The following is a 13083-nucleotide window of genomic DNA, read 5'->3' on the forward strand; positions in this document are numbered from 1 at the left end:
ATATAATTATGGCGTCTCATTACGAAGCACCTATTAGAAGACCTTTAGTTACAGGCGAGAAATCATACCACGATGTTACCGTGGATGTAGCCAAACCTGTGGAAGGAAAAGCCAATAAGCACTGGTGGATAGTTTTTGGTATCTCACTTGCCGCTTTTCTTTGGGGAATTGGATGTATCATTTATACCATATCAACGGGTATCGGTACTTGGGGTTTGAATAAAACCGTAGGTTGGGCCTGGGATATTACAAACTTCGTTTGGTGGGTAGGTATTGGTCACGCAGGAACACTGATTTCAGCGGTATTGTTGCTATTCCGTCAAAAATGGAGAATGGCCGTAAACCGTTCTGCGGAAGCAATGACCATCTTCTCGGTAGTACAGGCAGGTCTATTCCCAATTATTCACATGGGTCGTCCATGGTTAGGTTATTGGGTATTGCCAATTCCAAACCAGTTTGGGTCGTTATGGGTAAACTTTAACTCTCCATTACTTTGGGACGTATTCGCGATTTCAACGTATCTGTCGGTTTCATTAGTGTTCTGGTGGACGGGTCTATTACCTGATTTCGCAATGATTCGCGATAGAGCTGTTAAGCCGTTTCAAAAGAAAATATATTCATTATTAAGTTTCGGATGGTCCGGTCGTGCAAAGGACTGGCAACGTTTTGAGGAGGTGTCCTTGGTACTTGCTGGTTTAGCAACACCACTGGTACTTTCGGTACACACTATTGTATCCTTTGATTTTGCCACCTCGGTAATTCCAGGATGGCATACCACCATTTTCCCGCCTTACTTCGTTGCGGGAGCGGTATTCTCTGGATTTGCGATGGTAAACACGCTTTTGATTATTATGAGAAAAGTGTGTGACTTGGAGGATTATATCACTGTACAGCACATCGAATTGATGAACATCGTAATTATGATTACAGGTTCTATCGTTGGTGTGGCATATATCACTGAGCTATTTATCGCTTGGTATTCAGGTGTGGAATATGAGCAATACGCCTTCTTAAATAGAGCAACCGGACCTTACTGGTGGGCCTATTGGGCCATGATGACCTGTAACGTGTTCTCGCCACAGTTTATGTGGTTCAAAAAATTAAGAACGAGCATTATGTTCTCTTTCTTTATTTCGATTGTGGTAAACATCGGTATGTGGTTTGAGCGTTTCGTAATTATCGTAACCTCATTGCATAGGGATTACTTACCATCTTCGTGGACAATGTTCTCGCCAACGTTTGTGGATATCGGGATATTTATCGGTACGATTGGATTTTTCTTTGTGTTATTCTTATTGTATTCCAGAACTTTCCCTGTAATTGCACAGGCTGAGGTGAAAACAATTTTGAAATCCTCTGGAGAGCGTTACAAAAAGATTAGAGAAAGAGGTGATAGTTTAGTCGGCACGGGCGCTGATGAAAGAACTTCAGGAAGATCAGCTACAGTTGCTCCAACCAAAGAGGCTCCTAAAACAGATGTTTCAGATGATGATAAATCTGAAATGACCAACTCACTTTTGGCAAGTATTGGCGCATTTGATGCATCCACACAGACGGCAGACGACTTGAAGAAAATCAGTGGCGTTGGTCCTAAGATGGAACAAGTTTTAAACAGTATTGGTATCTACACCTTCCTTCAGGTGAGTAAGATGACCAAAAAAGAATATGATTTGTTGGACAGTATCACAGGTTCCTTCCCTGGTAGGGCAGAACGTGACGATTGGGCAGGGCAAGCTAAAAAATTAATAAACTAAACGTAGTCAATGGAAGCTTCAAAAGTTATTCACGCTATCTATACTGATGATGATGTATTAATGTCGGCCGTTAAAAAGGTGAAGGCAGCAAAACATCATATCGAAGAAATATACACACCGTTTCCGGTACACGGGCTAGACAAAGCAATGGGCTTGGCACCAACCAGAATTGCGATTACATCGTTTATGTACGGGTTGGTTGGTTTAACGGTAGCCATTACCATGATGAACTTCATCATGATTGAGGATTGGCCTCAAAACATTGGAGGGAAGCCAAGTTTTAGCTATTTGGAAAATATGCCGGCTTTTGTGCCAATTATGTTTGAGTTGACTGTGTTTTTTGCGGCCCACTTAATGGTGATTACTTTTTATTTAAGAAGCAGGATGTGGCCATTTAAAAAAGCCGAGAATCCAGACCCAAGAACTACGGACGACCATTTTTTAATGGAAATAGCGGTGCATGGTAATGAGGGCGAGTTACAAAGTTTACTTGCCGAAACTGGTGCAGTTGAAGTTAATATAGTTGATAAAGAAGCGCATTAATATAATTTATATGAAAAGCTTAATTAGAATAGCATTTGTAGCATTTGTTTTAGTAGCTGTGTCGTGTAAGACGGATACTGCTCGCAATTATGAGTTTATGCCAAATATGTATGAACCCGTAAGCTATGAAACTTATGGAGAGAATGATATGTTTGAGCAGGGAATGGCAGCCAGAACCCCGGTTGAAGGCACTGTGCCAAGAGGGTTTGTGCCGTTTGATATTGAAAATTCCACTGCAGGTTATGATTTGGCCAAGGCTACAATCACCAGTCCGTTAGATTCTACTCAGGTAGATTTGGACAGAGGAAAGGAGCTTTATGATATTTATTGTGGCATCTGCCACGGCAATAAAGGCGACGGTCAGGGTAAGTTGGTAAAACGCGAAAAGATTTTGGGTATTCCTAGTTATGATGATGCTGGTAGAGCCATTAATGAAGGCAGTATTTACCATACGATTTACTATGGAAAGAATGCCATGGGAAGTTATGCCAATCAGTTGAACGAAGAAGAACGCTGGCAAGTTGTGTCTTATGTTCTAAAGTTAAAAGCAGATTTAGAAAAGTAATAAAGATATGCAAGATTACACGTTTTCAAATAAATTAAAGACATTTTCTTTCATCCTGATTATTTTGGGACTGTTAGGTGTGGGGTATGGATTTATGACCTCCAATAAGTCTTTTGAAGAAGTTGAGCATTTACTAGCTGAGGAAGCGCATCACGGTGGCGGACATGGAGAAGAGGCGGCGCATGCAGTAGCGAGTCACGACAGTCATACTGATGATGCCCATGCCACTGATTCACACGGCGACAAGGCACACAGTGAAGTGGATGAACATACCAAGCATATTGAGCATGTGCAACATCAAATTCATAACAGACCTTGGGCAGCCCTTTACGTAGCGGCTTTCTTTTTTATGATGATAGCTTTAGGTTGTTTGGCCTTTTATGCCATTCAAATTGCATCGCAAGCGGGATGGTCCCCTGTATTATTTAGGGTGATGGAAGGGATAACGGCATACCTATTGCCAGGAGCAGTAATTGTTGTATTGATTGCAATTGGATCTCATTTTATTGGACATAATAGCATTTTCATTTGGATGGACCCGGATGTAGTAGCACATGATAAATTGATTCAAGGAAAATCAGGGTGGTTAAATTTAACCGGCTTTATTATCCGTGCCATTATCTTTATTAGTGGTTGGGTTTTATACCGTCGTTTTTCACGTAAATTTTCAATTGCACAGGATACTGCTGAGGATAAAAGCAACTTCAAGAAATCATTCCGTATTTCCGCAGCATTCTTGGTATTCTTCATCTATACGGAATCCATGATGTCTTGGGATTGGATTATGAGTGTTGATCCACACTGGTTCTCAACGCTATTTGGATGGTATGTTTTTGCCTCTATGTTTGTAAGTGGTATCACTGTGATTGCTTTGATCTCGATTTACCTAAAATCTAGAGGATATCTGGAATTTGTGAATGAAAACCATTTGCACGATGTGGCCAAGTTTATGTTCGCGATGAGTATTTTCTGGACGTATCTATGGTTCTCACAATTCATGTTGATTTGGTATTCTAACATTCCAGAAGAAGTGACTTATTTCATTTCAAGATTTAACGATTACAAGTTACCATTCCTTGGTATGGTCGTGTTGAACTTTGTGTTCCCAATATTAATGTTGATGAATGCGGACTATAAGCGAATTCCTTGGTTCGTAGTGATGACTGGTTTGGTAATCCTATTTGGACACTATATTGATGTTTTCAATATGATAATGCCAGCAACTGTTGGAGATAGATGGTTTATTGGTATCCCTGAAATCAGCTCGATATTACTGTTTGCGGGTCTGTTCATCTTTGTGGTATTTACAGCTTTAACAAAAGCGCCATTGCTGGTGAAACAGTATCCATTTAGAAAAGAAAGTGAAGATTTTCATTATTAATTAAGATATAAATAAAGACGACCGATAACAATGACTGCTTTATTAACAATTATAGTTTTAGTATTTATTTTAATTGCCATTTGGCAGATGGTGAAAATTTTCGATTTAGCACAAGCTAAACAAGAAAGCACTATTGCTGGTGTTGCTACCGATAAGGATAACACCTTGAATGGTTATTTGATGATGGGATTCTTGGCTTTTATTTATATCATTACCATAGTTTGTTGTGTAAAATATGGTGACCTGCCTTTGATGTCGAATTCCGCTTCTGAGCACGGACCAACCATTGATAACCTTATGGTGATTTCTATGGTGATCATTTTCTTCGTGCAGACGGTAACGCAGTTTTTATTGCATTACTTCGCATATAAATATAAAGGTGAAAAAGGGAAGAAGGCTTTATTCTTCGCTGATAATAATAAGTTGGAATTTATTTGGACGATCATTCCTGTAATTGTTTTGGCAGGTTTGATTATTTACGGTTTGAATACTTGGATCAATATCATGGGTGTTGATGAAAGTGATGATCCGTTGGTAGTTGAACTATATGCACAACAATTCAACTGGAAAGCCAGATACGGTGGTGCAGACAATACCTTAGGGAAGGCAAATGTGCGTTTGATCGATATCGATCGTGCTAACATCTTAGGTTTGGATGAATCCGATCCTAATGCTCAGGATGATGTGATTACCACTGAATTGCACTTACCAGTAGGTCGCCCTGTACTGTTCAAAATGCGTTCACAGGATGTTTTACACTCTGCATATATGCCTCACTTTAGAGCTCAAATGAACTGCGTGCCAGGTATGATTACCCAGTTTGGGTTTACGCCTACAAAAACCACGGTGCAAATGCGGGAAACACAGCAAATGAAGGATAAGGTACAGCATATCAATGAAATCCGGACTGAAAAGAGCAAAGCCTTAATAGCTAAAGGCGAGGATGCTTTAGAGCGTTATGAATTTGATTATTTGTTGTTGTGTAATAAGATATGTGGCAAATCGCATTACAATATGCAAATGAAAATTGTGGTGGAAACACAAGAAGAATATGACGCTTGGATGAAGGAGCAGAAGGAATTCAAAAACTCTTTAATTAACTAATACAAAAAGAAAAACGAAATAAGATTATGTCAGCACACGCAGATACTCACGCTCACGACGACCACGGACATCATCATAAAGAAACGTTTGTTACTAAATATATTTTTAGTCAAGATCATAAGATGATCGCCAAGCAGTATCTTATTACAGGTACTATTATGGGGGTTATTGGGGTAATGATGTCGCTCATGTTTCGTATGCAGATTGCCTGGCCTGAACAGCCCAATGTGATTTTTGAGGCATTACTTGGTAAATGGGCCCCGGATGGTGTTATGGATGCTGATATCTATTTGGCCTTGGTTACGATACATGGTACCATTATGGTATTCTTCGTATTAACAGCCGGTTTGAGTGGAACATTTAGTAACCTTTTAATTCCATTGCAGATCGGAGCAAGAGATATGGCTTCTGGATTTCTTAATATGGTTTCCTATTGGTTATTCTTTTTGTCTAGTGTGGTGATGGTAATATCCCTATTTGTACAGGCTGGACCGGCCGCTGCAGGTTGGACGATTTACCCTCCGTTGAGTGCCCTGGAATTGGCGCAAGGTGGCTCGGGAATGGGTATGACCTTATGGTTGGTGTCTATGGCCATCTTTATTGCATCATCATTATTAGGGTCGTTAAATTATATCGTTACGGTAATCAACTTGAGAACTAAGGGGATGTCAATGACCAGATTGCCATTGACGATTTGGGCATTTTTTATTACTGCCGTTATCGGTGTAATATCTTTCCCGGTGTTATTGTCGGCAGCATTATTGTTGATTATGGATAGAAGTTTCGGTACGTCCTTCTTCTTATCCGATATATTTATTCAAGGGGAAGTGTTGCACTATCAAGGTGGTTCACCGGTATTATTTGAACATTTGTTTTGGTTCCTAGGACATCCAGAAGTATATATAGTCATATTACCGGCGATGGGTCTGGTTTCTGAAATCATGGCATCCAACTCACGTAAACCCATTTTTGGTTACCGTGCGATGATCGCTTCTATTTTGGCGATTGCATTTCTTTCAACCATTGTATGGGGGCACCACATGTTTATCTCCGGAATGAATCCATTCTTAGGCTCAGTATTTACATTTACTACTTTATTGATTGCGATACCTTCTGCTGTTAAAGCCTTCAACTGGATTACCACCCTCTGGAAGGGTAATCTCCAAATGAACCCCGCAATGCTGTTCTCCATTGGTTTTGTATCAACCTTTATCACTGGAGGTTTAACAGGGATTATTTTAGGAGATTCGGCATTGGATATCAATGTGCATGATACTTATTTTGTTGTGGCACACTTCCACTTGGTAATGGGTATCTCAGCATTGTACGGGATGTTTGCTGGGATTTACCACTGGTATCCAAAAATGTTTGGTAGAATGTTAAATAAGAACTTAGGTTATATTCACTTTTGGGTAACCGCGGTTTGCGCCTACGGAGTATTCTTCCCAATGCATTTTATTGGTATGGCAGGTTTACCGCGTCGTTATTATACCAACAGCAACTTCCCATTATTTGATGATTTAGCTGATGTTAATGTGATTATTACCATATTTGCTTTGGTGGGTGGTGCAGTTCAAATTTTGTATCTATACAATTTCTTTGCAAGCATTTTCTTTGGAAAGAAAACAGTTCAAAATCCATGGAAATCGACTACACTTGAATGGACAGCACCAATTAAGCATATTCACGGTAACTGGGAAGGTGAGATTCCACATGTACACCGTTGGGCTTACGATTACAGTAAGCCAGGTCATGATGAAGACTTCGTACCTCAAAACATTCCGTTAAAGGACGGAGAGGAAGAGTTACAGCACTAGCAGTTAGAATTAATCTTACAATACAGAAGCCCGCTTTTAAGCGGGTTTTTCTGTTTAAATGCATTTTATTTTCGATGAAATGTAAAAAATTTTCAAAAAAATCGATGAAATACAAAAAAATCAGTTAAATTGCAGTCGGAAAATATGTATATAAAGATGGGTGAATTCGATATGATCCCCTGAGTTTACAATATTTTCAAGTATTAATTGTGATTTTTTAAAATTTCAATCATGACAACCAAATCTACCTCTAGAAATGCATGGTATTATGCATTTTTAATCTTTCTCTCATGGGGTGCAACGTCTTCCCTGTATGCACAATGCCCCACAATAACCGATCCTAACCCGCCTCCCATTTGTGATGCTTCAGGTTTTACCTTTAACGATTTAAATGCTTTTGCTACGGATGGTGGTGATGGTATTGTTTGGTACGATATGCTTTCTGGTGGAAGTGCATTTAACCCAAACGAACTTGTACCTGAAGGCACCTATTATGCAGACAATGATTCTGGTGATTGCGCTACACGACCATCAATTACCGTTGACTTTCAGGTGAATGCTACAGGGGTTAATTTAGATGAAATTTATTGTAGCAACGAAAACAGTACTGTTCAGGACTATAACGATGATGTGTTACAACCAAGTTTTCCTACAGGTGCTACATCTGTTGAAATTTATTATGATTTAGGGTTAACCATTCAGGCTAATTCAACAGATATTTTCTCCGTTGGAGGGACAAATCTTTATATAATTTTTATTGATGGTTCTAATTGTAGAAGCCAAATAGAGTTTTCACAAGTAGGTGTTTTTAGTTCCCCAACTGATCCGACTCCCGTTTCGCCTCAAGAATTTTGTTCTGATTCAAACCCATTGGTAGGAAATTTAGATCCGGGAACCACCGCTACCAACTTTAATTGGTATGCCAATTTGGATGGTTCTGGAAATCCAATTCCTCCTGCCTTAGCTTTAACAACACCTTTGGTGGACGGTAATACCTATTATATCCAAATTGACGATATTTTTTGTGTGAGTAACCCTGTGGCGGTTACCGTCAATATTGATGATCCAGCGGATGCAGGGTCATCCGGAAATTTAGAATACTGTAATGATAGTTTACCAGGCTCCGACTTCGATTTATTTAATGAATTGGGCGGTACGCCTGAAGCCTCAGGTTCGTGGTCTGGACCCTTGGCTACTTCGAATGGTCATTTAGGAACAGTGAACATTTCATCATTAACCACTGCGGGTATCTACACATTTACTTATACGGTATCAGGAAATGGCGCATGTCCAGATGCCACAGCGAATGTGGTGATAACGGTATATGAAACATTGAGTTCGGGAACACCATCTTTAGCCAATCCGGCAACATATTGTGAATCTACTGTGCCAACCAACCTGGATTTGTTCACATTATTGGATAATGAAGACCCTAATGGACAATGGACACAAGGCACTTCGAGTACGGATCCGGTGGTAGCATCACCTATTGATTTAACTGGATTTACGGCTAACACTTATAATTTTACCTATACTCAAAATCTATTGCCCAACCCGTGTCCAGAAGAATCAACAACTGTACAGGTGGTGGTACTTCCGGACCCTCATGCCGGAAATGCCATAAATCAAACTTTTTGTGAAAATGATTTAAGTGCAAATTCCCCTTTTGATTTATTTGATGCCTTGGATGGTTCACAGGATAATAACTCTGGCACATGGACCGATTCAGGAAGCAATACCATTTCAAATTCGATTGATATTACTAGCTTTACCGTAGCCGGAAGCCCGTATCTATTCACTTACACTATTGATAATGGAAGCTGTTCAGATTCGGAGCAGATTTCAATTACCGTAGAAGACGCCCCCGAATCAGGAAACCCAGTCGCATCTTTTCCTGAATACTGTGAAGGTTCAGCACCGTCAAACTATAATCTTTTTGATTTACTAGAAAACGAAGATCAAACGGGAACATGGTACATTGGAACGGACAATACAGGAGCAACAACTACCAATACCCAAGATTTATCGAGTTTTATTCCCGGAACCTATGATTACACTTTTGATGTGGACGCTATCGGAAGCTGTGATGACGTATTGGTGACGGTACAAATCACGATTAACCCGCTTCCAAATACGGGAATACCCGATTCACCAACATATTGTGAAAACGATTTAGCCTCAAATTCACCATTGGATTTGTTTGGCCAATTAACAGGTGAAGATTCGGGTGGTACTTGGACAGATGATGGTACTTCTGGAGCCCTAACGGGTAGTGATGTTGATTTAACTTTATTGACCATTGGAAGTTATAATTTCAATTATACCATTACTGATTCGAATGGCTGTACCAATAGCTCATCAGTTACCATTACGGTTGAAGATGCCCCAGAATCAGGAAGCCCAGTAGCTACTTTCCCAGAATACTGTGAAGGTTCTGCACCATCAAGCTATAATCTTTTTGATTTACTAGAAAACGAAGATCAAGCGGGAACATGGTATGTTGGAACGGACAATACAGGCGCAGCAACTACCAATACCCAAGACTTATCAAGCCTTATTCCTGGAACCTATGATTACACATTTGATGTGGACGCCATAGGAAGCTGTGATGACCCCTTGGTTACAGTACAGGTCATAATAAATCCGCTTCCAAATACAGGTATTCCCGATTCACCTACATATTGCGAAAATGATTTAGTCTCAAATTCACCTTTGGATTTGTTCGGTCAATTGTCTGGTGAAGATAATGGAGGAACTTGGACGGATGATGATGCATCCGGGGCATTAACGGGAAGCGATGTAGATTTAACGGCACTTACCATTGGAAATTATAGCTTCACATATACCATTACCGATGCTAATGGCTGTACAAACAGTTCAACCGTAACAATTACAGTTGAAGATGCCCCAGAATCTGGAACTGCAAATACTCCGGTGGAGTTTTGCCTAGTGGAAATTACAGTTGGCCAAACCTATAACTTATTCGATTTGTTATCTGATGAAGATCAAACGGGTTCGTGGAATGATGATGACGCTTCGGGCGCATTGTCTGGAAATGTGGTTGCCATTGACGGATTGATGGCGGGTACTTATAATTTCACCTATGATGTAGATGCCATCGGAAGTTGTGATGACGTTGATGTAACGGTTAGCATCGTTATTAATGATTCGCCACCGCCGGGAGCACCGACGCCTCAATCTTTTTGCGATTCGGGGACTGTTGGCGATTTATCCGCTACGGGTAATAACATTCAATGGTATGACATAGCAGTCGGCGGTACGCCACTAGATGCAAGTACAGACCTTGTAGATGGCCAAACCTATTACGCTACTCAAACCGATGCCACAACTAACTGCGAATCTTCTGTACGAACAGCAATTAGTGTAAATATTTATCAAACGCCAAATGCGGGTGATCCAAACAGCACAGGCATTGTAGCGTGTAATGACAATACTGCTATTGATTTATTTACCGGGTTGGACGGATCGGAAGATGCAGGAGGTACTTGGCAAAACGATGATGGCGTTGGAAACCTTAGTGGAAGCTCGTTGGATGCTACCGGAGTAACTCCTGGAACGTATCAATTCACCTATTTGGTTTCCGGGAATGCACCATGTGTGGATGATAGCGAAACCATAACCATTACTATCGAAGCACCTTTAAATGCAGGTCCAACCATAAACCCTACGTTGGATATTTGTAGCAATAACGGAGCCGTGGATTTATTTACTTTATTGGGAGGTGCTGATACAGGAGGTACATGGTCACCTGCTTTAGATAGTGGCACTGGACTTTTTGACCCTTTGGTTGATCCGGACGGTACTTATACTTATACGTTAAGTAATAGTTGCGGTACGTTTACCAATGAAATAGCTATTACAGTAACACAGGCCCCAAATGCCGGCACTAGTACCAGCGTTGGTTTGTGTATGATTGATGCCCCGATTGATTTATTCACGGAATTGGGCAATCCCCAAACTGGCGGCACTTGGTCGCCTGCCCTGGCAAGTGGTACCGGAGTTTTTGATCCAGCCGTCGATGCCCCTGGGGTATATACTTATACAATTATTGCTATTGCACCATGCTCGCCGGATAACTCTGCAACGGTAACAGTGGCGGTAAATGATAGTCCTCCGTTGACTGTCTTGGATCCGAATCCAACTTTCTGTTTGACGGATAATCCAACGGTAGCGGATTTAACCAATAGTGTTCAGGCAACGGGAACCATTACTTGGTATGATGATGCAAGCCTTACCACAGCACTTAATGCTTCCGATGCATTAGTGGATGGAGAGGATTACTTTGGAACACAAACTGACGGAACCAATTGCGAATCTTCCATGAATGTAGAATTGAACGTTACCATCAATGATATGGCCACACCAACATTGAACGATACTTCAGAAACCTATTGTATTAATGACGGCCCAACCATAGCAACGCTTTCAGATAATGTTTTAGAATACGATGCAAATGCGGATAACCTAAGATGGTATGATGCACCAACGGGAGGAAATCTAATTTCAGAAGATACAACCCTCGGACTTGCAACTTATTATGCCGTTTTAGTTGATCCGAATACCGGATGCGAAAGTTCGGTGCGATTGGAAGTAACGCCAGATATCACTGCCTGTGGCGACATCCGAATACCGGATGGATTTTCACCGAATGATGATGGGATGAACGACACTTTCGATATTGACAACCTCGCGATTTTGTATCCAAATTTCGAAATGGAAATTTACAATCGAAATGGAAATATCGTGTACCGAGGCAATGCGAATACACCACGATTTGATGGTACGTCCAATCAAGTTCGCGTAGCGCTCAAAGGTGATTTGCCGGTTGGAGTGTATTTCTACATCTTCAGTTACAACGATGGGATAAAACAACCAGTACAAGGACGCTTATACTTAAGCAGATAACATAATTAATAAAGCAAAATTTAAAAAGATGAAACATTTAAATTTATATCAAAACATCCTTGCTTTGTTAAGTATAGCATTGTTATCCTTGCAAAGTACAGCACAACAAGATCCTCAGTTTACACAATATATGTATAATATGAGCGTGATCAATCCGGCATACGCAACAGCGGAAGAGGGTATTTTAAACCTTGGCGGACTTTACCGAACCCAATGGGTAGGAGTGGAAGGTGCTCCAAGAACGGGAACCTTTTTCGCCCATACCCCTATCAACGAGAGAATAGAAGCCGGTATTTCCTTTACCAATGACAATATTGGTGATATTGTAAACGAAAACAACATTTTTGCCGATGTGGCTTATGTGCTTCCGGTAGGTCTTGAAAGTAAGATTTCTTTTGGGGTGAAAGCAGGTCTGAGAATGTTCGATGCCAACTTTGATGGCTTGGTATTGCAATCGGGTCCTGCGAGTGGGGATAACGCTTTTAATGAAAATGTCAATCGCGCTTTTCCCAATTTAGGTATCGGGGCCTTCTTTTTCACGGATAATTATTATTTGGGGCTGTCTGCGCCAAACATGCTGTCCACAAAACATTTGGAAAATGAAAACGGCATCAAGGCCACAGGTGTGGAAAGTGTCCATTTCTTTTTCACTGGAGGATACGTATTCGATATCAACGAAAATCTCAAACTAAAACCGGCATTTATGGGACGCGCCGTAAAAGGTGCACCGTTGGCCTTGGATATAACGGCTAATGTGCTCATACATGAAAAACTGGAAGCAGGTCTGGGTTATAGACTGGGCGATGCCGTAAGTGCTTTGGTAAACTTCAGAGTAACACCTGATTTGAGAATCGGATATGCCTATGATTATACGACAACTAATTTAGGTGATTTCAATTCGGGATCGCACGAAATATTCATTTTGTTTGATGTGGACCTCTTCGGGTTTAAAGGCGGTTACGACCGTTCACCGCGATTCTTCTAACAGTTAAT

The 13083-nt window shown here is 40.8% G+C and carries 8 protein-coding genes; all 8 read left to right on the forward strand.

The window, feature by feature from the left end:
- Positions 1 to 8 precede the first annotated feature (8 nt).
- The 8 genes from nrfD to H7U19_RS00575 all read left to right on the forward strand — a co-directional run bounded on the left by nrfD (position 9) and on the right by H7U19_RS00575 (position 13075).
- Complete coding sequence (gene nrfD, locus H7U19_RS00540; protein ID WP_186557889.1) at positions 9 to 1754, forward strand: NrfD/PsrC family molybdoenzyme membrane anchor subunit; 1746 nt, start codon at positions 9 to 11, stop codon at positions 1752 to 1754.
- 9 nt (positions 1755 to 1763) lie between these two features.
- Positions 1764 to 2297 (forward strand): DUF3341 domain-containing protein, encoded by a 534-nt coding sequence (locus tag H7U19_RS00545; protein WP_186557890.1) that lies wholly within the window; start codon positions 1764 to 1766, stop codon positions 2295 to 2297.
- A 10-nt stretch (positions 2298 to 2307) separates the two neighbouring features.
- The gene (locus tag H7U19_RS00550) at positions 2308 to 2862 is read left to right on the forward strand and encodes a c-type cytochrome (protein WP_186557891.1); all 555 of its coding nucleotides are present in this window, start codon (positions 2308 to 2310) and stop codon (positions 2860 to 2862) included.
- A 7-nt stretch (positions 2863 to 2869) separates the two neighbouring features.
- Positions 2870 to 4243: a quinol:cytochrome C oxidoreductase gene (locus H7U19_RS00555; RefSeq protein ID WP_186557892.1), complete on the forward strand. Its 1374-nt coding sequence runs from the start codon at positions 2870 to 2872 to the stop codon at positions 4241 to 4243.
- Positions 4244 to 4273: 30 nt separating this feature from the next.
- Positions 4274 to 5347 carry a cytochrome c oxidase subunit II gene (locus tag H7U19_RS00560; protein WP_186557893.1) on the forward strand — a complete coding sequence of 358 codons (1074 nt, stop codon included), beginning with the start codon at positions 4274 to 4276 and terminating at the stop codon, positions 5345 to 5347.
- A gap of 26 nt (positions 5348 to 5373) precedes the next feature.
- Positions 5374 to 7164, forward strand: a complete 1791-nt coding sequence (locus tag H7U19_RS00565) for a cytochrome c oxidase subunit I (protein ID WP_186557894.1) — start codon at positions 5374 to 5376, stop codon at positions 7162 to 7164.
- Between the two features lie 231 nt (positions 7165 to 7395).
- Complete coding sequence (locus tag H7U19_RS00570) at positions 7396 to 12090, forward strand: T9SS type B sorting domain-containing protein (protein WP_186557895.1); 4695 nt, start codon at positions 7396 to 7398, stop codon at positions 12088 to 12090.
- 28 nt (positions 12091 to 12118) lie between these two features.
- On the forward strand, positions 12119 to 13075 hold the full coding sequence (locus tag H7U19_RS00575; RefSeq protein ID WP_186557896.1) for a PorP/SprF family type IX secretion system membrane protein: 957 nt from the start codon (positions 12119 to 12121) through the stop codon (positions 13073 to 13075).
- Positions 13076 to 13083 lie beyond the last annotated feature (8 nt).

It is taken from the genome of Hyunsoonleella aquatilis, from assembly GCF_014270105.1.
GTDB lineage: Bacteria > Bacteroidota > Bacteroidia > Flavobacteriales > Flavobacteriaceae > Jejuia > Jejuia aquatilis.